Genomic DNA, 20,610 nt, shown 5'->3' with positions numbered 1-20,610 from the left:
GGTTATTCTTGATACGGAACTAACATACGCTTAAGACCTGCGATCCAGCCAGCGGGACAGTCTGCTGCCTGTGAATTGGATCATCTGTACCAGGATAATCATAATGATGATCGTAAATACCATAATGTCCGTTTCGAAGCGCTGATAACCGTAACGAATGGCAAAATCGCCAACCCCGCCGCCACCTACAATACCCATCACCGTCGAATAGGAGATGAAGCTAATCGTAGCTGTGGTGAGTCCCAGTACCAGGCCGGATCGTGCCTCCACGTACAGGAATTTCACCACAAGCTGCATCGTTGATGCCCCCATGGAAGCAGCAGCTTCAACTACTCCCTTCGGTACATCGAGCAACGCTTGTTCCACCAGTCTGGCGTAGTAGGCTATCGCAATGACCGAGAGCGGGACGGTTGCCGCCAATGTACCGATGGACGTCCCCACGACAATCCGTGTGAATGGGATCATGAATACGACCAGCAGTAGGAACGGAAACGAACGAACGATGTTGACGATACTACCGAGTACAAAGGCGAGCGTTTGATTCTGATACCGCTGTCCTCTCCGGAATAGGTACAGCAGTGTACCCAGAGGTAATCCGATCAGAACAGCTGCCGCAATGGATATGCCCACCATGACAAAAGTCTCTCCAATCGCCTGCCATATCTCATGCTGATATTTCAGCACAGACTCAGGTAACCTCATGACTTGTCCTCCTGTTCTGCACGACGTAGCCAAGACGAACCTGTCATCCCGTGTTCGTCACCCGCAAGCAAGGATGTCAGCAGATCCGGTTGCGGAGCGGGAATACTGCTCACTTCCGCTTTAGTCAATGTCCGAACAAGTCGCCCATCCTTCATGACGGATATTCTGTGACATAGTTTACGAGCCACTTCCATCTCATGCGTCACGACGACAATGGTCACGCCCAGCGTTTCATTGATATGACGAAGCACATCAAGTATGCCGTTCGTGGTCTGTGGATCAAGCGAAGAGGTCGGTTCATCACAGAGCAGCACATCCGGACGACTGGCGAGTGCTCTTGCAATCGCCACACGCTGCTTCTGTCCTCCGCTAAGTTGAGCAGGATATTGATCTGCCTTTTCCTCCAGTCCAACAAATCTTAACACTTCAAGTCCTCGTTCGACTCGCTGTGTACGGGACATGCCCGCCAGTTCCAGCGGCATGCAGACATTGCCACTCACCGTTCGGTTACTGACAAGATTAAAGTGCTGAAAGATCATACCAATGGACCTGCGTGCCAGACGCAGCGTGCGCTCATTCATCTGGGTCAGGTGCTGCCCATTCACAACAACTTCACCCTCATCCGGCTTTTCCAAACCATTGAGCATCCGCAGAAGCGTGGATTTGCCTGCACCACTCGAACCGATGATGCCGTGAATTTCGCCTTGTCCCACTTCAAGCGACACCGAGCTTAACGCTTCGAATCCCTGATCTGCACGGGAACCGCGCTCGTTATAACGTTTGCTTACACCATATAATGAGATCATGGAGAGTCCTCCCGTGAATGATCGTGCATGGTTCTTCAAGAACACATGAAGAAAGCCCGCACAGCCGATAACCGGAGCGCGAGCAATCCTGTTCATTTATAATAAATCAACATCCCTGATGAGACAAGCTTTTAAGGTGAGATTGCCTCCTGCAGGCGGCTGGCTTCATACACGCGAAAACGTCCGTTGGACGAACCCACATACACTTCATTGCCGATCCGGTTGATCGTTCCATTCTTCGCATCCCGGTCGCGGTGCTCCGGGCTTCCCATCACGACGTCATATACACGACCCAGCAGTTCTCCACTCTTTTTGTTCAATACCAACCAATTCTCGTCCATGGGCAGCAGCAACTGGTCATCAATGACCAGATAACTTCCCTGATTCGTTGGATACGTCAACGTTGCAATCGTATCTTTGGCATTCCAACGGGTCTCCCCCGTATCATAATTCAAAGCCGCAGGATACCCATTTTTAATTACATATAACTGATCACCTTCCACCAGTCCTCGTTCAATCTTGCCCTTGATTGTCCAGCGTGTTTGGCCAGTCTTGGCATCGTACAGAGTGGTTGTAAAATCTCCATATGTTCCGTAATGATCGCCTTTTTTGTTCTCACGGATCAAGAGCATGCCATCATTCAGCTCCTCAAATCTCTGTCCTACCCGAGCTGGGAATTGTGCAAGCTTTTTCCCCGAGTTCAGATCAAGCAGCAGCCACTGATTGTCTAACGATAGCCATCTTTCAGCATTCGTGGTTGCAAAGGGATCCAGACGTTCAATTCCATCAAAATATGGATCATTCCCAAGTTGATCTATGGTAGATCGTTTGCCCTTCAAGCTCCATACGGTTCGCCCTGATTGCGGATCGGCTGCAATGAGTTTATTCTTTTCCCAGTACAACACATAAGGATCATCTGCACTCTTGTTCAATAATTCGTAACCCGTAGCCAGTTTTCGCGTCCACAATGTTTTTCCGTTTGCACTGTCCAGAACCGTCAACCAACTGTTGCTTGAGCTCTCAACAACCGGGCTATCCACAACCACAACGTTCTTCGCAGCAGTGATGCCATTTAATCTAAAGTTTTGCTTAGGGGTGTACGTCCATGTGACCTTCCCGCTCTTCAAGTTCAGATGACGAATACGATCCACGTATTTTTTCTTGTCAGGGTCATAATCGTTGTAGATTGTAACGTATTGGCGTCCTGTATCCACCTCTGCCTGCTGTCTTCCAAAGCCACCATTCATCCCCCATAATTTCTGGCCTGAATGTCGGTCAAGAGCATATATGGATCCTTCGTAGTAATCCCCGCTAAATCCACCGTCATCCCCTTTCATCAGGAGCACGTCATCCGTGGCTGCTTGTAAAAAAGTGTAGTTAATATCTCCTTGATTGGACCATACCGGTTTCCAAGGGATTGTCGTTGGCAGCGTTGTGCCATAGAATTTTGTTGTGAAACCATATTCATCCGCCCGACTGATATTCCAAGCGGAAGCGACAGCATTTCGATCATTCTGTGGTAGGTTCCAGCGAGTTCTGAGCAGCTTGCCATTCTTGTTGAATGTGACCAAAAATTGCCCATCTTCCCGCTCATATCTCCAGGTCTGTCCAATATTCATTGAATGACCCGTGTAATTGAGATTGCTTGAACTCTCTTTCCAATCCGGCTCGCCCAACCACCCAGCCACTTGTTTGGAGGTAGTTCCCGTATCCAGCTTGATATCCGTCAAATGGCGTATAACCGAAGTCGGGAGCGATACCGCCTGATCGAACCAGCCATCAGGCACATGCCTCTGATGTTCTATAGCCTGTGCCTTGATCCAGAAAAGTCCTGGCCGATACGTGGAGGATTCCTTAGTCCAGATTCCTGGAGCAATGGAGATCCCGTACCATCCTTTCCACTTTGCAACAATAACAGCCTTATCTGATAGCGCTTTCTCAAAGGACCAGGTTGTAGAACTGTCTGGAGCCAGATACAGCTTGCTGCCTGATCGGAGCGTGAAACTTTGGGGAGCTGTTTCCGTCATGCTTCTGCTCTCCTTCAGTGCATACCAACCTGGCATCCAAAAGTTTCCATTATCAGTTGACTTGAGCTGCACCCACTCGCCTCGAACTGATGCCAACGTATATTTTTCGTCTTTTGTTGTATAGTATTCTATCCCCACCTGGTCAGCAGCCACACTGCTGTCCCTCCTGTTTTTGAATAGCGGTATATCATTGATGAGCGTAACGGTTTCTCCTTGTTTATAGGCTAGTTGTGTTGATATGGCTTGAGGACTTGTCCCTAAGGCTTGTGGCGTTGTAACCGAAGCTTGTCCTCCAAGCACCACCATTTTGGAATCGAGCAGCATCCATCCCGTCAACAGTACAGCTGATAATCCAGTCACGGTCATCCACTTGTACCCCATTCTCTGCCAGTCAGGCCCCGTCTTCACTCTCGTTCATCCCCATCCATTAGAAGTTATTTCCATATAGACGCTGCGAACAGGAAAAAAGTTACCGTATAACATACTATATTTCCATCTTTCTCCCCGTATTACCTTACATCCACCATCTGAGCATGATAAGGAAAGGTGACCCCGATGTAATAAGCAGCTGTTAGGGTGAGAATATAATAAAATATAAACCACAGATCGGCTCGGGAATAGCCAATCTGAATGTAATTCGTTCGGCTCGCCCCATCCGTGAATCCCTTCGCTTCCATCGCTACCGCCATTCGCTGTGCGCGGCGAATGCTCTGTGCCAGCAGCGGAATAGCGTAGCGCTTGAGTGTACCATATATGTTCCAGCGAGAACCACTTTGCTGTGTCCCGCGAATACGCATGGCGTAACGGAGCGTCTGGAATTCATCCAGCAAAATCGGGATCATGCGCATCGCGGCGAGAAAACTATAGGCATATTTGGCAGGAAGCCTCCACTGCTGCATCAGGGAATAAAACAGCCGTACCGGCTTGGTCGTAAGACCAAAGAGTAACCCGGCAGCTGCCATGCTCAGCGAGCGAAATCCCAGATGTAACCCGCGATAAAAGCTCTCTTCCGTAATGTGTATCAATCCCCACTTATACCATGTGGTCTCGCCCTTACCAAACATCATCATACCTGTAGATGTGGAGATAAACACCAGGATGAATGGTGATGCGTACAGGATTAATCTGTACCACGGGTGGCCTGTCCAGCACAGTAATAACATCATCGCCAATGCAACATTGGCCATGACATTCAGATTGTGAATAAGGATAACGATGACAAACATCATCGTCAGAATAATCATCTTCAATCCGGGATTAACGGCATGAAGCCAGGTTTCACGATGAGGAAACGTCAGCTGCATCAGACAACCTCCCCTCATCTACCGTCCAGATTCGGGTGCAATATCTTTTTACAATTTCACGATCATGGGTAACCATAACAATAGCTGTTCCTTCACGCCGCAATCGCTCCAGTTGTGCCAACATGGCGAATGTATTACGTGCATCCTGTCCAAATGTGGGTTCATCCAGCAGCAGAATTCGCTGCTCTCTGACCAATGCGGAGGCCACACTCAAACGTCGTTTCTGTCCCATGGATAGTTGGTAGGGGTGGCGTTCGGACAAGCTGATTAGTCCAAATTGTTTCAGCATATGATCCGTCCTGGCAAGTCTTTCTTCCGTTGTAAGGCTGCCCCCCAGCAATGAGAATTCCACTTCTTCCGCGACGGTGTTGGTCACAAATTGAAACTCCGGGTTCTGAAAGACAAACGCAATCTGATCTGCAAGCTGTTCCGTTTTGCCAGAAGGCTGACCGTGCACCTCATAATGACCTGTTGTTTTCAGGATATTCATGAGAGATAACAACAATGAACTCTTGCCAGCTCCATTGGCTCCGACAATACCAATCCAATCTCCCTGCCATACCTCGGCCTGTTCCACCTGAATATATGGAGTTTTCCCACGCCATCCGGTGAATTGCTGCAAGTCCAGTGCAGGCCGTTGTGACGATGATGCAGACGATGAGGATGATACGTGAGATGGGGAGAATATCCCCGTTGTTCCGGAGAAACCAGATGATTGCTGGGCTTCCAAGCTCGGAAAGCCCTGATTTTCATTGACCGGGTACTCTCCAGAAGTATTTTTCTTTTCTTCTTTTGTTGCCCCCTCCTGCTTATGCTCTTCCCACACGCCTGGATACCAGATTCCATAAGCTTTCAACTTGGCCCGTTCATCCGTGAATACCTGCTGCGCTGGCCCATCTGCCACAATCTTTCCTTCAGGTGATAACACAATGATGCGGTCGACCATATCCACAATCTCGTTTATTTTGTGTTCAACAATGATGATCGTCTTGTCACTGGCGATCCGTTTAACGGTGTCCCACACTTGGGAAGTACCCTCATCGTCCAGCAGTGCAGTGGGTTCATCCAAAAACAATACCTCCGGGTCCATGGCAAGCATCGAAGCAATCGCAAGACGCTGCTTCATCCCCTGAGACATGGACTGGATCAATACACGATTCTGTTCGAGGGATAACCCCACTTGTTGCAGATAATATTCAATCAGAGCCGGCATCTTTTCACGCGGAATATTTCGATTTTCCAGAACAAATGCGATCTCTTCATCCGTAAAGGACATACAGAATTGGGTATCCGGATCTTGAAAGACCACTCCTGCTTTGGCGGGAACCTGAATATCATCACATTTCATCGGAATCTCAACCGAACGTGGTATCAGACCGCTCAATATCTGCAATAACGTCGATTTACCGGAGCCACTTGGTCCGAGCAACAGCACTTTCTCCCCTTGACGCACAGAAAGAGACAAGCCTTGAAATACCAAGGCTTTCTCTCCCGGGAACTTGCATCTTAGATTCGTCACACCTACCGCTTGCGAATTCCCCTCTCCGCTCATCTAATCCAGCGCCTCATAATCCTGTTTGGATACCGGTCTGAGGGAGCGTGTTACACCGGTCATTTCCAATGCTTTGGCGAGATAATATGCGAACACTCCGGCAATCAGGATGCTTCCAATGAAGCGGAATCCGATGAATAACGTATAATTCCAGGCCGAGAGTGAATCTATGTACCCGTACTGATAATCCAGTAAAAGTGAAGCCGCTGCCGCTCCTATGGCTGCAAGACAAGTGACAAACAGATTGGTTTTTCGATACAGGAATGCGGCGAAGAATATCTCGGCTCCCAACCCTTGCAACAGACCATACACAAGTGTGGACATGCCCCATTCACTGCCCAGAAAGGCACTTACCGTTGAAGCCGCAACTTCGGCGAGAATAGCCACGCCAGGTTTACGAATGATAACAAAAGCAAATGTGCCGGCCATAAACCACATGCCGTAGATCATCTGTTCCGCATGAACGCCGAATGGTTTCATCAAGTCATATGTAGGTCCCCATATCTTGTAAATCACCCCAAACACCACTGCGATCACAATGGTTACCAGAATATCCGTTAGTTTCAATCGCTTGTTCACTGCTGTTGTTGCCATATTCTCTACGTCCTTCCTCTGTTCCCTGTGGGAGTTGTAAAAGTGTGTGTTCAAAAAGACTGGTTTTCAGTACCAAGAAGATGGGATGAAGCTAGAAATGGAGTAGCGGAGCGTAGCGAAAACTACGTGAGCAACGGACATTTCGGCTGAATTCCATATTCGATGCTGATGATGCCGTCAGGCATCCTTCGTAATCAAAAGCAGACTTTTTGAACAACCTCTAAAAATAAACGAAAAAGCCTCCCCGGTTCCGGGCAGGCCTCACGCACAGTATACAATCCTCACAATGATGTTTCGGATGGATGTCGAAAGATACGGAATGTAAACTATTCCCTCTTCGCCTTGGCAGATCCACCACCACAGTTCAAAGAAGTCGTCTGTTGTCATCCCCGTTCATTCCCACAACTCACCTTTACATATTGCAAATCCATGTTCTCTACGCTGGCATTACCCAGATCAGATGTACGGTCAGCGGCATAAGGCCACTCTCTCAGCCCAACTTCATTGAGCTCCCGGTTCACTTATTTCATTGCTTCTAATGTACATCAGATGGGTATTTGTGGCAATCCCTTAATATTGCGTATTGCCGGATTGACTGGTCTTGCCTGATGCAAATCCCTTAAACAGGGTTGGTACTTTGGAATAACGCGTATTCGTAATTTTTCCTTGAGATACACTGCTGTCTGTACGCATAATCGCATCTTTTACATTGGAAATGTTGGAGTTATCCAGCGTCATGTTAACGGCGAAGGTAGCCCCACCATTTTGACGCACCAGCTTGCCGATATCATCCGCACGGAAATTTTTGATATTAATCGTTCCGGCTGCATTCATTTGGAATACTTTATCATAGGCCTTGTACGCTGCTCCGCCGGTAATGTTGACCGTTCCGGCCGACTTCAATGTCAGAGCATCCTCGCCGACGTCCTCCCAGACAACATTCGAAATATTACAGCTCCCATAACAATGAACACCATCAGCAGCAGGTGAGCCGATATTTACATTTTTGAGTGTGGCCCCTGCCTCCAGGCGGAAGACTGGCTTCTGACCCTCTGCTTGAGACCCGTCACCCAGTGTGGAAGGATTGGCTACAAATGTTTTGCCTTGACCGTCGTAGGTCGTGCCCTTTGGAACAACAATCGTTGAATTAACAACTGTAGGCGCAGCAGCAACCGGAACCGCACCAAATATGGAAGCAACCAAACCAGCGGACAACAACAACGTCAACATTTTCTTCATCACTTTATTCCTCCCTTATTCTCTCGTTATTGGATAGTGTACAAGCCTGGGCTTGTACTGGAAGTTCGCCAGAGGTGCACCTCTGTCCAACTCACAACCTAATCCTACCAAATAAGGAAGGTAACTAGAATAATCATTAGATCAGATCTATCATAAAATCGTACATTCCCTGTCATATCGGCATTTTTTGCAAGCCAGGTCTTTGGGACAATATGCTGATCTCAACCTCTGGTATGCTCATTTGTAACGTAATGACCTCTACTCTTATCCCCAGTAACAAAGAAAGATCACTACATTTGTCTTTCAAATGTGTGATCTTGCATGGCTTTCGACTTGCTCATATAAGATGTCAGGCTCCAAATCTCTGACGATAACCGCACTTTCGACACAGCTCTTCCACAGCTTCCCGTTTGGAGAAGCCATATACCAGATTGTTCGCTCGCTCACCCTCAATAATCTCCGAGAATGACTTCTCGTGCACATTACCCAGGTTAATCACACCTTCGCCATCGAGACAACATGGAACCACTGTTCCATCCACTAGCACAGCCGCCTGACCGCGTAGTGCATGGCAGAAGCCTTTGCCGTCATCTTCAGGTGCATCCAGACTTGGCCACTGGAACTCATGGTCCTGATTCAGATATACATTCGGGGCAATTTTGACCCCGCTGCCTGGAACTACTTTTTCCTCAATGCGAAAATCCAGATTGAACTCACGTTCCAGCACTTCTAGTGTCTCCCGATTACGATTCATCTGAGCATTCGTAAAGTTATCCTGCGTCAGATTCCATAGGCGGAATGAGATGATGACATTGTGTTTCACTGCCTGGTGTACAAAAGACAGAATGTTGCTCAGATATCCGTCACGGTCGGTTGAACCTTCATGCCCATCGAAGCTGTGCAGGGAGAAATTCATCTGCCGCAGCGCCGGTTTGCCAAGCAATTTATGCTGAGTCTTGGGCAGCAGTGTACCATTCGTTGTAATGTTCACCTTGAGTCCCTTCTCATGTGCGGAATCAAGCAGCAGATCTATTTTGGGATGCAACAAGGGTTCGCCTTTGACATGTAGATAGATATGGCTGGTATGTGGTTTAACTTGATCCAGTATATTGTTGAAGACTTCAGGGTCAATGAAACCTTTGGCGCGCTGTGTCTGCGGACAGAAGCTGCATGCCAGATTACAGATACTTGTGATCTCAATATATACTTTTTTGAACGTTTTCAACTCGGGTCCCCATTCTGCCTAGGAGGGAGAACACTCCCGCCTGCATTTGTGATCCGGCCAATATGCGCCATCCCTATTATATCGAGTTCGTAAGCCGAGGTAAATCAGAGAACAGATTTATCTGGTTGTGTCAAAATGATTTCGCTAGTGCCAAATGGACAGATTCAATCGCATGAATACGTGTTGTATCAAATAATGGAACTTCTGAATCTTCTAGTTTTACTAATAATCCAATTTCAGTGCAACCTAATATGATCCCCTCAGCTCCATCATCAACTAGCCTTTGGATCACCTTTTTATAATAATCCCTTGATAAGGGCTCAATTTTCCCTAAACATAATTCCTCGTATATTATTTTATTGATAACTTTTCTATCCTCTTCATTCGGTATCAAAACCTTAATACCATTAAATTCAATTCGACTCTTATAAAAGTCTTGTTCCATCGTATATTTTGTGCCGAGTAAACCAACCGTACTTATTTGGGACTTATGAATTTGATTTGCTGTTGAATCAGCAATATGTACGATGGGTAATGTCACTTTTCCTTCAATATGTTTAATCACTTTATGCATCGTATTTGTACAAATTACAATCATCTCTGCTCCTGCCTTTTCCAAAGACTGCGCAGCATTCCCTAATATTTCACCAGCACTTTCCCAATCACCTTCAGCTTGATAACGCTCGATCTCCTCAAAATCCACGCTATATAAAATGCATTTGGCTGAATGCAATCCTCCCAATTTATTTTTCACTTCTTCATTAATAATTCGATAATATTCTAACGATGACTCCCAGCTCATTCCACCAATAAGGCCAATCGTTTTCATATACACTCCCCCTTCCATTTAATAGATCCCGAAAGCAGTATATAGAAATTCAATAGATATTGTATCGTATCCATTTTGTTAAATAAACCCACCCCAGTAAGAGGAGTAGAGGGACCTGGAGCAATTCCGGAATTCACGGAAGCGAAGATCAGTATTCACATTCTTTTCGAGCGCCCCCTTTACATTCCACTTGCATGTGATATATGCTGAACACACAACTGCATATCTTGAACAATGCACTAGGGGAGCCTTGCGGCTGAGACGAATATGACTATTCGGACCCTTTGAACCTGATCTGGATCATACCAGCGGAGGGAAGTGGAGCGGCCTTTGGGTAAGCGGAATTTTATCATGGATATGTGAAGATAAATTGCGGATTTAACTTACAGACCCACTCATTTCTCCGGAAATGGGTGGGTCTTTTTATGCTCTTTTGCAGAGGCACGGTATGCCTTAGTTATTCTAGCGGTCTGACTTGAAAGGGGTGCGAATCAGATGACCAACCAGGTAACGATGAAGAACATTAGCTTCGCTTTTCCCGAAAAAAAAGAATCCGTGCTCACCAATGTGTCGCTTCAGGTACATCAAGGAGAATTTGTCTCGCTCATCGGCTCCAGCGGATCAGGCAAAAGCACGCTCTTCAAGCTGCTCGCAGGCTTGCTTGAGCCAACCGTTGGCACCATCGATATAGCTGATGTACCGCGAGGGGAACGGCTTGGAAGAGTCGCCTATATGCCGCAGAAAGATCTGCTGTTGTCCTGGCGGACCGTCATGGAGAACTGCATGCTGCCTGCGGAGCTAGCACCCCACCGACAGGACAAAGACAAGCTACGGGCCAACATCATGGCAGGATTGGCAAGGTTCGACCTAGCGGGTTATGAACAGGCCTATCCAGATGAATTGTCCGGCGGCATGCGGCAGCGCGTGGCACTGCTTCGCACCGTACTCACAGGCGGTCAGCTCATGTTGCTGGATGAACCCTTCGGTGCACTCGACGCCTTAACCAAACGAGAAATGCATCGCTGGTTGTTGGATCTGTGGGAGGGCTTTGGCCAAACTGTTCTGTTCATTACCCATGACATTGAAGAAGCCCTGCTGTTAAGTGACCGTATCATTCTGTTAACTCCAGGAGGGCATAGTCAACATTTGCGAGAGATGACGGTTCCTTTGCCACGTCCAAGGCATTCGGACATGATCTACGAACCAGCTCTTGTGCAGATGAGACGACAACTGGAGGAACAATTGCATGCAAAGGAATAGTTGTAAGGCCAGCGTCTGGACGTGGTGTTCGAAGCGGCTCTCCCAATACGGCTTGTTTGTTGTACTCTTGCTTTTATTACTGGCGGCCTGGGAAGCGATTGTGCGTATGGGATGGGTGCCTTCGTTTATTATTCCGGCACCAACAGCCATCGTAGGCTCACTGATTGAGCATCGTCGTCTGCTGCTGACCATCCATCTGCCTGCTACCTTTATGGAGGTTGCGGTTGGTTTTGGAATATCCATAGTGACCGGAATTACGCTGGCAACAGGCATGCATATGAATCGATCGATTGAAAAGGCTTTGTATCCCTTCATCGTGATCAGCCAGACCATCCCGTTGATTGCCCTGTCCCCCGTATTCATCCTGTGGTTTGGCTACACATTGTGGAGCAAAGTCGCCGTGGTGTTCCTGATTGCGTTCTTCCCTATTGTAGTCAGTACATACGATGGACTCCGCCGAGGCGATCCCGAGCAGCGTGAACTGCTGCTCACCATGGGCGCCAGCAAGTGGGATATTTTTTGCAAACTCCAGGTTCCGCTGGCACTTCCCTCTTTTTTCTCGGGGCTAAAGATGTCTGTGGTGTACTGCGTGGTTGGGGCAACGATTGGGGAATGGCTCGGTGGCAGCAAAGGTCTTGGCTACTTCAGCCGCCGCATGTCCAGCAACATGAACACGGATGCAATGTTCGCAGCTATTATGCTGTTATCCCTGCTGGGTATCGTTTTATTTGCACTGATTGCCTGGCTCGAGAAACGGTTTGGCACACGGCGCCATGGAGAAAAAAAGTAGTTGGTTAAAAAGCTACAAACCAAAACGATGAAATGAGGAAATTCATTTATGACTAACAAAGGCATATACTCCCTGCTTCCCATTATGCTCATAAGCCTAATGCTGATCGTTAGCGGATGTGGAATCACGGGTGCTGACAAAAACACACCAACAACAGATTCGAAAACCAATGCACAGCAAGCAGACCCGCCTGTAACAGAGCCGGCATCAGATGCTAAAGATAAACTGTCCATCATGCTCGACTGGTACCCGAATGCAGTACATTCCTTCATCTATGTTGCTCAGGAAAAAGGATACTTTGCAGACCAAGATCTCGATGTCGACATTCAGATGCCTGCGGATACCAATGATTCACTCAAACTTGTTGCTGCCGGTAAAATTGATCTGGCTCTAAGCTATCAGCCCCAAATCCTGCTCGCACGTGGCGAGAACATTCCTGTGCGTTCCATTGCTGCTGTTGTTCGACACCCGCTTGTGCATCTGTTGACTGAGGCGAATGCCAACGTGAGTTCACCCAAAGATCTGGATGGAAAAACAGTGGGTTACTCTTCGATTCCGCTGTATGACGTGATGGTACGTACGATGATCAGCCACGATGGTGGCAACCCGGATAACATGAATCTGGTCGACGTTGGGTTCGATCTGATTCCTTCCCTGGCTTCCGGACAGGCGGATGCGATTATGGGTGGTTTTATTAACCATGAACAATTGATTTTGGAGAAAGAAGGCCATGCCATGAAGTCCATTAACCCTGTCGACTATGGCGTGCCTGATTATTATGAATTGGTCCTGACCGCAAGTGAAGCTGGTATTGAAGCAAAAAAAGAACAGCTTACCCGGTTCGTCAAAGCGATCCAGGAAGGACAGAAATATGTGACGGAGCATCCAGAAGAAGCCATGAATATTCTGCTTGCTCATGAGAATGAAACGTCTCCGCTTGACCCGGAGATCGAAACCAAAAGCCTGGCGATTCTGCTGCCCCTCATGAACGAAGAAGGTCAACCGTTTGGTCGGCAGGAAATGGAGTCGTGGGAGAATGTACGTGCATGGCTCGTGGCAACCGAACTGATTCCTGAATCGGTAAATGCAGAGGATGCTTTTATTAATCTGCACGGAGAGTGAGTAATGGGGCGCAACATGTAATGAAGGGATTGTGACTGAAAGAAAGGGAGTTGAATTGCGCCTTAATGTGCCCGAAGTAAGCATGGAAACAGCGCTAACGAATCTGAGACGTCCTATTAAAAAATCTGGAACGGTTACAGAAATCTAAGGAATCTGAGGCACGCTATATCAGAATAAACAGCTATTTATAGCGTTTTAATCAAGGAATTCCGGGAAATAACGTGTCTGTTGTTCCTTATATTTGAAAAGGAGGACCTGACAGCCAAATAAGATGTCCTGGGTTCTTTAGAAACGGCATCTCAAGGAATTGCCAGAAGAGCTGCCAGCTTGTTCTTGGTCTTCAAGACTCCATTTGAACGCTAACGTCCGTCACCATATCGTTTGCCTGCGTTTGGAGACATGCCATGGCTCCACTTTCTTTATTCTGTATTTTGTAATGTTGCTTTCTAATATTGTTGCGTTTTTATACAGCAGCGTTTCTGTACATTTACATTTTATATGCATCCAACCTTTAGCCGTTTCAATCACGGACAAACATTGAGCAAGATGATTCAGTTTGTCTATCTATCCTATTATTCTGCTGAGTGACTCTACATATCGGACTTTTGCCGATAGGGTTACTTCAAAACAAGGAGGAAATTAGATGTCTTATCTGGAACGTGTTCGTACGCAAAATCCGCTGGTACACAATATTACCAACCTTGTCGTGGCTCCTTTTACAGCCAATGGTCTGCTCGCACTGGGTGCGTCCCCTTTTATGGCCTACGCTCATGAAGAGGTCGCTGATGTCGCCAAAATGTCAGGAGCTGTAGTACTCAACATTGGTACACTCGATGACAAAGTCGTTCAGGCGATCCGACTTGCAGGTCAATCGGCTAATACACATCATGTGCCTGTCGTGCTGGATCCCGTCGGCGCAGGCGCAACTGCCTATCGTACAGAAATCGTTCAACTGCTCGTTCGTGAGCTTCGCCTCACGGTACTGCGCGGCAATGTCGCGGAAGTCGCCAATGTCATTGGTGAGAGTTGGAGTATCAAAGGTGTGGATGCAGGATCAGGTGAAGGTGACCGAATTGGAATTGCGGAGCGGGCAGCACAACTACTTGGCTGTGTCGTGGTCATCACGGGAAAAGAAGATATCGTTACCGATGGACAATCCACATTCCTTACAAGTAATGGCCATGCCCTGCTCACTCAGGTCACAGGTGCTGGCTGTCTGCTCAGTTCGGTGATTGGTGCTTTTACAGCCATAGCGGAATCGGAAGCCGATCTTCTGGACAGTGTTGTTGAAGCACTCGCTTTTTATGGCGTTGCAGCTGAAATGGCCGCACAGCATACAGCTCATCAGGGACCAGGCAGCTTCCAGATCGAGTTGTTGAATCAACTGGCACAAGTAACGCCTGACCTCTTGGCAAAACGCGCACAGATCCGTCAGTTCCGTGGAGGTGTAGTATGAGCATTGCCCAAGCGCTAACCATTGCAGGCTCCGATAACGGGGGCGGCGCAGGAATTCAGGCCGATCTGAAAACGTTCCAGGAGCTTGGAGTGTACGGCATGACGGTTATCACCGCTATTGCTGCCCAAAATACAACAGGTGTACAGGGAGTCTTCCCCATCCCTTACGATGGCATTGCCCAGCAATTGGACTCAACCGGAGAAGACTTTCAGCCAACCGCAGCGAAGACCGGTATGCTCTATAGTGCCGAAATTATTCGACTAGTCGCTGAGAAGTGGCAGCAATATCGTTGGTCCAATCTGGTCATCGATCCCGTAATGGTCGCCAAGGGCGGTGCCCCCCTGCTCCAGCGGGAAGCTATTCAGGCGCTGGTTACGGAGCTGCTGCCCCATGCCTTGATCACAACACCTAATATTCCGGAAGCGGAACTGCTTACCGGAATGTCCATCACGAATCTGAGTCAGCGGGAAGAATCCGCGAGAAGGATTGTACAGATGGGCTCAACGTATGCTTTGGTCAAAGGTGGTCATGATGAAGGAAGTGGCATGATCGTGGATGTACTCTACGATGGGCAGTCTTTTCATTATCTGGAGAATGTCCGTGTAGTAACACGTCATACACACGGAACGGGATGCACATACTCTGCCGCCATCACCGCAGAGTTAGCCAAGGGTTCACCTGTTCTGGCTGCTGTCACAACCGCGCGAGCATTCATTCAGGCAGCCATTGAAGATGAACTGGGGATTGGGGCCGGACATGGGCCAACGAATCATTTTGCGTATCAACGCAGACAGCGGGGTGAGCAGTGATGCGCCCTTGGGATGCAGAAGCGGTACGACGCGCGATGCTGGTGTATTTGGTCATGGGCAGCGTCAATACGACGCAAGACCCTGTGAAAGTGCTGCGCCAGGCCATTGCTGGCGGCATTACACTGTTCCAGTTCCGCGAAAAGGGAACTGGCTCTCTGACCGGCGAAGCTCGCCTATCGCTTGCGATGCGGCTTCGCGAGGTATGCAGCCAGCACGAGGTCCCGTTCATCGTGAACGATGATGTGGAGCTGGCTGTAGCGGTGGAGGCCGACGGCGTGCATGTCGGCCAGGATGATGCGGACGCGGCGCTGGTACGCGCCCGCATTGGAGATGGGCGGATGCTTGGCGTATCCACCCACTCCGTTATGGAGGCGCGCCGTGCCGTGCAGGCCGGCGCCGACTACCTTGGCGTCGGGCCCATGTACCCGACGCGCTCCAAAGCGGATGCCCACGCTGTGCTGGGCCCCGCAGGGGTGGCGGAACTGCGCGCCGCAGGCATCGCAGTTCCGATTGTGGGTATCGGCGGCATTACGCCCGATACCACGGCCGCCGTGATGGCGGCTGGAGCCGACGGCGTAGCCGTCATCTCCGCCATCGCGGGCGCGGCCGACGTGCGCGCAGCGGCTGCGCAGTTCGCTGCGGCAGTGCGCGGGATGCAGGCGTAGCCCTGCTCTCCCTGCACTGCCAGCCCGTTGGCTGCACCACATCCATGGTGCAGCCTAGAACCGCTCGCTCTCCTCTCCATAGCAGAGGAGCCCCACAACACCCCAGCGGTGCGGCAGCATCCCATGTCTTCGACATAGAAGCCCAGCCGCCACCCTACAGTGACTTAATGTTACAATTATTACGTCACCCCTATTCCATCTATTCACACCTTTTCATATCTATTCACATTTAGCCATATCTAAACCCATTCCAGTCGGCTCTAGTCACATCCAGTCAGCTCAAGTCATCAATCCATGCTCAAGATGCGCTTTCATGCTCGCATCTTGTTTTTTCATTTTCCACTGTTGACTCTCACGTAACGTGACACTGTACAATCGGTGTTGTAAGGAGGTTTCACTCATGGCCATGAAGGTAAAAGAAGTTGCCGAACTTGCCTCGATCAGTGTGCGCACACTGCATCACTATGATGAGATCGGACTGTTAACCCCGGACGAAGTAACTTCTGCCGGATATCGATTATACTCAGATGCTAATTTGGAACGATTGCAGCAGATTTTGTTTTTCAAGGAACTCGGCTTCTCTCTGAAGGAGATCAAAAACATTATCACCAACCCCTCCTTCGATCCGGAAGAAGCGCTAAATATGCACCGCCTTATTCTGCTGGAGAAGCGCCAACGCTTGGACCAGATGATCGCTACTATTGATAGAACCGTTCTACACGTGAGAGGAGAACTTAAAATGACAGCCAAAGAACAATTCGAAGGATTTGATTTTAGCCAGAATCCGTATGAACAGGAAGCGCGTGAACGATGGGGGAGCCAAGCCGTAGATCAGGCAAATCAGAAGCTAAACAGTAAATCAAGCTCGGAGCAGAGGGCTCTATCCGATCAAATGAACGAAATCTACAAACATCTGGCTTCGCTTCGTCACACCGAACCAGCATCTGCGGAGGCACAGGCAGGCATTAAAGCTTGGTACACTTGGCTAAACCAAATGGGAAGCTACTCACTTGAAGCCTTTAGAGGACTTGGTCAGATGTACGTGGACGATGAACGATTCACACGTAATATTGATCAGTTTGGCGATGGATTGGCCGTATTCATGCGAGATGCCATGGCTGTATTTGCTAACCAAAACAAATAATACAGTCATGTCTTCAAACGCATGCAACATATTCAACTCTCATTGCCGTCAGATGAGCGCTTAAATGATCGTCTGTAACTTGGACCTCTGTCCTGTAGAGGTAAACGTACTCTCGTCATCAGCTTTGTTCGTTGTGTATATGAGCCATATCCCGCCTACAGCCTAGTAAAAATATAAAAGGGACGTTCGCCCTCTCAGGAGTTACGTCCCTTTTATGTATTCAAGTACCTCAGCCGCAATGTGAACAAGCCTAACGGCTGCTCACTCTGGGTACTTTATAAATAACTTTCAGACTAGATGCTCTTTACTACGTTTTTCTTCCGCTCCCAGTTCTTCGAAAATTGCTTTTCACCAGGTGCTTAAGATGATGAGCATTAAGTTTCTTCTGTCAAACGTTCTTCATTTGCTGCCAGCGTCCACCGTTTATCGAATTAAGCTCTTGGTGCGTGATCCGATGAAGTTGCGTCTGAGGCCAGACTGGTTCTCGCCATACGACCAGGAATCTGCCATGCAGATACAATCGCAAGCACAATGAATAACAAATCAATCGGTTGGCTGAAGTAATCCTGGAAGGTTTCTGCAAACGCACTGATCATCTCGCTATCAAACACGAGTTCCATCACGCTTACATCGCCAAACAGTTCGGAAGTAAAATAAACCACCGTCAGATATTTCCCCAGTAAAATACCTACGAGCGCAAACAGTACAGCAATAATCTTATGTACCGTCGCAATTCGTTTATTGGAGAACAACACAACTGCGTAGCCTGTGAGCGCTCCAATCAAAATCGCAATTAATCCTACCTCATACTCGGTCATTGCAGCAATAGCCGCCCAGACGATGCCCCCAAGAATGGCTGCAATTAAGCCACCAATGATCGGCATACCAATTTTAACTCCTTGTTTCTCTTCCATGTTGTCTTTCCCTCCTGAGTCATGCATATGCTTCTTTTCCAGAATTCACCTTTCCTATGAAACCACAAAAAGACCTATTATTCAACATTTTTCTACTATGAGCAAAAATATTTATATAACAGAAAAGATATAGTAAGACTCCATTTGCTCATTCGCGCCCCAATAATTCATCTTAAATTTATCAACAGGCATCTCATAATCATTACCTTGGTACACAAAAAAATATCCCTTCTAACAGCATAATAGCCGTAGAAGGGATGTTGTCCGTCTCTATATCTTAGATATAACCACTGTAATCCAGAAAACTACATTGGAAAACTCGATCTATCTTATCTTTGCACTTCCTGGGAAGGCTTAATGACAGCTGCAATCTGTGCCAAAATGGCATCCACCGAGGCAGGATCATGCACATCATACTCATCAATGTTCAAGCGCAACACAGGACAGGCCGTAAATTGATTAATCCATACCGAATAGCGCTCATGCATGTGCTCCCAGTACGAACGATCCGTTTGAATCTCCATCTCACGACCGCGTTCTGTAATGCGACTCAAAATCGACGGCAGGCTGCCTTCCAGATAGATCAGTACATCCGGATGTGGGAAATAAGGCGTCATCACCATCGCTTCAAACAAACTGCTGTATGTCTCGAAATCTGTAGCAGACATGGTTCCTTGGTCTGCATGCATTTGTGCAAAAATACCCGTATCTTCATAGATGGAACGATCCTGTACGAATCCCCCGCCCAGTTCAAAAATCTTTTTTTGTTCCTTAAAGCGCTCTGCCAGGAAATAAATCTGCAGATGGAAGCTCCAACGCTCGAAGTCATGATAGAATTTCTCCAGATATGGATTATGATCGACTTGCTCGAGAGAAGTCTTGAAATTCAAGCGCTGTGCAAGTGCAGCTGTTAACGTGGATTTGCCCACTCCAACCGTACCTGCTACCGTGATTAATGCATTCGATGGAATGCCATAGTTATTCATATGATATACTCCTTTACCTGATTAACAATCTGCCTGAAGTGTTCAGGATGTTCCACAAAGTCGAGCTGCTCTGCATTGACCTTAATTATTACAGGCGGATTTGAGCTATTCGCCAGATAGTCCATGCCTGTTTTGTAATCGACGATCAGTTGTTCCATATATGCCGGGTCCATGTCCTGTTCAAATGAGCGTCCACGCTTGTTAATGCGGTACATCAACGTATCGAGTTCAGCTTCAATATAAAGCACCAGATTGGGCTTTGGTAGATCATCTGTTAAGAGATGATAGATTTGACGGTATTTATCCCGCTTCGTTCCTTTTAAGGTACGATCGGCGAAAATCATATTTTTATAAATATGGTAGTCCGAAATAACTGGGGTATTCTGCTCTACATAATGAGCACCCGTGTCTTCCAATTGTTTAAACCGATTACACAAAAAGAACATTTCCAATTGGAAACTCCACTCGTCGATATCCTGATAAAAGGAAGCCAAAAATGGATTCTCTTCTACGATTTCTTTAACCAGCGGAAGGTTCAGTTCATGGGAAAGCATCGTTGCCAGCGTTGTTTTCCCCGCTCCGATCGGACCTTCCACGGCAATAAACGGGGCTGATTTCATCGTGTTTACTGTTCCTCCTCGTACTTATGCGTGTTTCCGTTTTCGTTATAGACCTCACCTATTGTATCACAGCTTTGAGGATTGGAACGCCAGTATTTTATGTATATAACAAGTCAATTCAGAACTAATGAATGAACTAAAATAAAAAAGACACACTCGATATCATCAAGTGTGTCTTTCGATTGCTTGGCGGCGTCCTACTCTCCCAGGACCCTGCGGTCCAAGTACCATCGGCGCTAGAGGGCTTAACGGTCGTGTTCGGGATGGGTACGTGTGGAACCCCTCCGCCATCGCCACCAAACGCGATTTGTCGAAGCATAGCTTCTTAAAATCAGATATGGAACTGAAAATCATACACACATTCTGTGATGTACCAATTTTCATTTCAGAGATCGTTCTCTGAAAACTAGATTCGAAACGAAAGTATGCGAACTATCTTGCTATTGGATAAGCCCTCGACCGATTAGTACTGGTCAGCTCCATGCATTGCTGCACTTCCACCCCCAGCCTATCTACCTCGTCGTCTTCAAGGGGTCTTACATACTGGGAAATCTCATCTTGAGGGG

20 protein-coding genes, 2 rRNA genes and 1 riboswitch are annotated in these 20,610 nt (G+C 47.8%); of the genes, 7 read left to right on the top strand and 15 right to left on the bottom strand.

All coding sequences use genetic code 11. From position 1 onward, the window contains the following. Positions 1–30: 30 nt before the first annotated feature. The 10 genes from ACTHPG_RS00110 to ACTHPG_RS00065 all read right to left on the bottom strand — a co-directional run bounded on the left by ACTHPG_RS00110 (position 31) and on the right by ACTHPG_RS00065 (position 10,278). A complete protein-coding gene (locus ACTHPG_RS00110) occupies positions 31–702 on the bottom strand; it encodes a methionine ABC transporter permease (RefSeq protein ID WP_440386997.1) in 672 nt (223 codons plus the stop codon). Next, positions 699–1,508 (bottom strand): methionine ABC transporter ATP-binding protein, encoded by an 810-nt coding sequence (locus tag ACTHPG_RS00105; RefSeq protein WP_440386995.1) that lies wholly within the window; start codon positions 1,506–1,508, stop codon positions 699–701. Before ACTHPG_RS00105 ends, ACTHPG_RS00110 begins: the two co-directional genes overlap by 4 nt. A gap of 131 nt (positions 1,509–1,639) precedes the next feature. Then, positions 1,640–3,943: an outer membrane protein assembly factor BamB family protein gene (locus ACTHPG_RS00100; RefSeq protein ID WP_440386994.1), complete on the bottom strand. Its 2,304-nt coding sequence runs from the start codon at positions 3,941–3,943 to the stop codon at positions 1,640–1,642. Positions 3,944–4,044: 101 nt separating this feature from the next. Continuing rightward, positions 4,045–4,839 carry an energy-coupling factor transporter transmembrane component T family protein gene (locus ACTHPG_RS00095; protein WP_440386993.1) on the bottom strand — a complete coding sequence of 265 codons (795 nt, stop codon included), beginning with the start codon at positions 4,837–4,839 and terminating at the stop codon, positions 4,045–4,047. After that, positions 4,814–6,391: an ABC transporter ATP-binding protein gene (locus ACTHPG_RS00090; protein ID WP_440386992.1), complete on the bottom strand. Its 1,578-nt coding sequence runs from the start codon at positions 6,389–6,391 to the stop codon at positions 4,814–4,816. Before ACTHPG_RS00090 ends, ACTHPG_RS00095 begins: the two co-directional genes overlap by 26 nt. Further along, on the bottom strand, positions 6,392–6,985 hold the full coding sequence (locus tag ACTHPG_RS00085) for an ECF transporter S component (RefSeq protein ID WP_440386990.1): 594 nt from the start codon (positions 6,983–6,985) through the stop codon (positions 6,392–6,394). Between the two features lie 383 nt (positions 6,986–7,368). Further along, positions 7,369–7,506 (bottom strand): hypothetical protein, encoded by a 138-nt coding sequence (locus tag ACTHPG_RS00080; RefSeq protein ID WP_440386988.1) that lies wholly within the window; start codon positions 7,504–7,506, stop codon positions 7,369–7,371. 49 nt (positions 7,507–7,555) lie between these two features. Further along, a complete protein-coding gene (locus tag ACTHPG_RS00075; protein WP_440386986.1) occupies positions 7,556–8,224 on the bottom strand; it encodes a pectate lyase in 669 nt (222 codons plus the stop codon). A 349-nt stretch (positions 8,225–8,573) separates the two neighbouring features. Next, on the bottom strand, positions 8,574–9,449 hold the full coding sequence (locus tag ACTHPG_RS00070) for a radical SAM/SPASM domain-containing protein (protein WP_440386985.1): 876 nt from the start codon (positions 9,447–9,449) through the stop codon (positions 8,574–8,576). 130 nt (positions 9,450–9,579) lie between these two features. Further along, the gene (locus tag ACTHPG_RS00065) at positions 9,580–10,278 is read right to left on the bottom strand and encodes an aspartate/glutamate racemase family protein (protein WP_440386984.1); all 699 of its coding nucleotides are present in this window, start codon (positions 10,276–10,278) and stop codon (positions 9,580–9,582) included. Positions 10,279–10,509: 231 nt separating this feature from the next. Further along, positions 10,510–10,612, top strand: a riboswitch (TPP riboswitch). 161 nt (positions 10,613–10,773) lie between these two features. Between ACTHPG_RS00065 and ACTHPG_RS00060 the strand changes: the two genes are divergently transcribed. The 7 genes from ACTHPG_RS00060 (at position 10,774) to ACTHPG_RS00030 (ending at position 17,524) form a co-directional block, all read left to right on the top strand. After that, positions 10,774–11,538, top strand: coding sequence for an ABC transporter ATP-binding protein (locus ACTHPG_RS00060; protein ID WP_440386982.1), 765 nt, complete (start codon positions 10,774–10,776; stop codon positions 11,536–11,538). Continuing rightward, complete coding sequence (locus ACTHPG_RS00055) at positions 11,525–12,328, top strand: ABC transporter permease (protein WP_440386981.1); 804 nt, start codon at positions 11,525–11,527, stop codon at positions 12,326–12,328. The genes ACTHPG_RS00060 and ACTHPG_RS00055 overlap by 14 nt, the downstream gene beginning before the upstream one ends. A 48-nt stretch (positions 12,329–12,376) precedes the next feature. Further along, positions 12,377–13,450 (top strand): ABC transporter substrate-binding protein, encoded by a 1,074-nt coding sequence (locus ACTHPG_RS00050; protein ID WP_440386979.1) that lies wholly within the window; start codon positions 12,377–12,379, stop codon positions 13,448–13,450. A 643-nt stretch (positions 13,451–14,093) separates the two neighbouring features. After that, positions 14,094–14,906, top strand: coding sequence for a hydroxyethylthiazole kinase (thiM, locus tag ACTHPG_RS00045; RefSeq protein WP_440386978.1), 813 nt, complete (start codon positions 14,094–14,096; stop codon positions 14,904–14,906). Continuing rightward, the gene (gene thiD / locus ACTHPG_RS00040; RefSeq protein ID WP_440386977.1) at positions 14,903–15,715 is read left to right on the top strand and encodes a bifunctional hydroxymethylpyrimidine kinase/phosphomethylpyrimidine kinase; all 813 of its coding nucleotides are present in this window, start codon (positions 14,903–14,905) and stop codon (positions 15,713–15,715) included. The genes thiM and thiD overlap by 4 nt, the downstream gene beginning before the upstream one ends. Then, positions 15,715–16,380 carry a thiamine phosphate synthase gene (thiE, locus tag ACTHPG_RS00035; RefSeq protein ID WP_440386976.1) on the top strand — a complete coding sequence of 222 codons (666 nt, stop codon included), beginning with the start codon at positions 15,715–15,717 and terminating at the stop codon, positions 16,378–16,380. The genes thiD and thiE overlap by 1 nt, the downstream gene beginning before the upstream one ends. Before the next feature lie 400 nt (positions 16,381–16,780). Then, positions 16,781–17,524: a MerR family transcriptional regulator gene (locus ACTHPG_RS00030; RefSeq protein WP_440386975.1), complete on the top strand. Its 744-nt coding sequence runs from the start codon at positions 16,781–16,783 to the stop codon at positions 17,522–17,524. A gap of 431 nt (positions 17,525–17,955) precedes the next feature. On the opposite strand, the gene ACTHPG_RS00025 is transcribed toward ACTHPG_RS00030, so the two are convergent. The 5 genes from ACTHPG_RS00025 to ACTHPG_RS00005 all read right to left on the bottom strand — a co-directional run. Then, on the bottom strand, positions 17,956–18,438 hold the full coding sequence (locus ACTHPG_RS00025; RefSeq protein WP_339303946.1) for a hypothetical protein: 483 nt from the start codon (positions 18,436–18,438) through the stop codon (positions 17,956–17,958). Positions 18,439–18,767: 329 nt separating this feature from the next. Next, positions 18,768–19,424: a deoxynucleoside kinase gene (locus tag ACTHPG_RS00020; RefSeq protein WP_440386973.1), complete on the bottom strand. Its 657-nt coding sequence runs from the start codon at positions 19,422–19,424 to the stop codon at positions 18,768–18,770. Beyond that, on the bottom strand, positions 19,421–20,044 hold the full coding sequence (locus ACTHPG_RS00015) for a deoxynucleoside kinase (protein ID WP_062837552.1): 624 nt from the start codon (positions 20,042–20,044) through the stop codon (positions 19,421–19,423). Before ACTHPG_RS00015 ends, ACTHPG_RS00020 begins: the two co-directional genes overlap by 4 nt. A gap of 184 nt (positions 20,045–20,228) precedes the next feature. Continuing rightward, a 5S ribosomal RNA gene (gene rrf / locus ACTHPG_RS00010) occupies positions 20,229–20,345 on the bottom strand. Between the two features lie 142 nt (positions 20,346–20,487). After that, a 23S ribosomal RNA gene (locus ACTHPG_RS00005) occupies positions 20,488–20,610 on the bottom strand; the annotation flags it as partial.

The sequence above is a fragment of the Paenibacillus sp. SAF-068 genome, assembly GCF_051967555.1.
In the GTDB taxonomy this organism is placed as follows: domain Bacteria; phylum Bacillota; class Bacilli; order Paenibacillales; family Paenibacillaceae; genus Paenibacillus.
The sequence above is the reverse complement of the archived record's forward strand: the minus strand, read 5'-3'. Positions and strand labels throughout refer to the sequence as shown.

Excerpts from the sequence above, each read along its gene's own strand:
- ACTHPG_RS00095 (WP_440386993.1), bottom strand. The coding sequence starts at position 4,839 with ATGCAGCTGACGTTTCCTCATCGTGAAACCTGGCTTCATGCCGTTAAT.
- ACTHPG_RS00065 (WP_440386984.1), bottom strand. The coding sequence starts at position 10,278 with ATGAAAACGATTGGCCTTATTGGTGGAATGAGCTGGGAGTCATCGTTA.
- ACTHPG_RS00015 (WP_062837552.1), bottom strand. The coding sequence starts at position 20,044 with ATGAAATCAGCCCCGTTTATTGCCGTGGAAGGTCCGATCGGAGCGGGG.
- ACTHPG_RS00055 (WP_440386981.1), top strand. The coding sequence starts at position 11,525 with ATGCAAAGGAATAGTTGTAAGGCCAGCGTCTGGACGTGGTGTTCGAAG.
- ACTHPG_RS00110 (WP_440386997.1), bottom strand. The coding sequence starts at position 702 with ATGAGGTTACCTGAGTCTGTGCTGAAATATCAGCATGAGATATGGCAG.
- ACTHPG_RS00050 (WP_440386979.1), top strand. The coding sequence starts at position 12,377 with ATGACTAACAAAGGCATATACTCCCTGCTTCCCATTATGCTCATAAGC.
- ACTHPG_RS00085 (WP_440386990.1), bottom strand. The coding sequence starts at position 6,985 with ATGGCAACAACAGCAGTGAACAAGCGATTGAAACTAACGGATATTCTG.
- thiE (WP_440386976.1), top strand. The coding sequence starts at position 15,715 with ATGCGCCCTTGGGATGCAGAAGCGGTACGACGCGCGATGCTGGTGTAT.
- ACTHPG_RS00075 (WP_440386986.1), bottom strand. The coding sequence starts at position 8,224 with ATGAAGAAAATGTTGACGTTGTTGTTGTCCGCTGGTTTGGTTGCTTCC.
- ACTHPG_RS00020 (WP_440386973.1), bottom strand. The coding sequence starts at position 19,424 with ATGAATAACTATGGCATTCCATCGAATGCATTAATCACGGTAGCAGGT.
- thiD (WP_440386977.1), top strand. The coding sequence starts at position 14,903 with ATGAGCATTGCCCAAGCGCTAACCATTGCAGGCTCCGATAACGGGGGC.
- thiM (WP_440386978.1), top strand. The coding sequence starts at position 14,094 with ATGTCTTATCTGGAACGTGTTCGTACGCAAAATCCGCTGGTACACAAT.
- ACTHPG_RS00105 (WP_440386995.1), bottom strand. The coding sequence starts at position 1,508 with ATGATCTCATTATATGGTGTAAGCAAACGTTATAACGAGCGCGGTTCC.
- ACTHPG_RS00025 (WP_339303946.1), bottom strand. The coding sequence starts at position 18,438 with ATGGAAGAGAAACAAGGAGTTAAAATTGGTATGCCGATCATTGGTGGC.
- ACTHPG_RS00090 (WP_440386992.1), bottom strand. The coding sequence starts at position 6,391 with ATGAGCGGAGAGGGGAATTCGCAAGCGGTAGGTGTGACGAATCTAAGA.
- ACTHPG_RS00060 (WP_440386982.1), top strand. The coding sequence starts at position 10,774 with ATGACCAACCAGGTAACGATGAAGAACATTAGCTTCGCTTTTCCCGAA.
- ACTHPG_RS00030 (WP_440386975.1), top strand. The coding sequence starts at position 16,781 with ATGGCCATGAAGGTAAAAGAAGTTGCCGAACTTGCCTCGATCAGTGTG.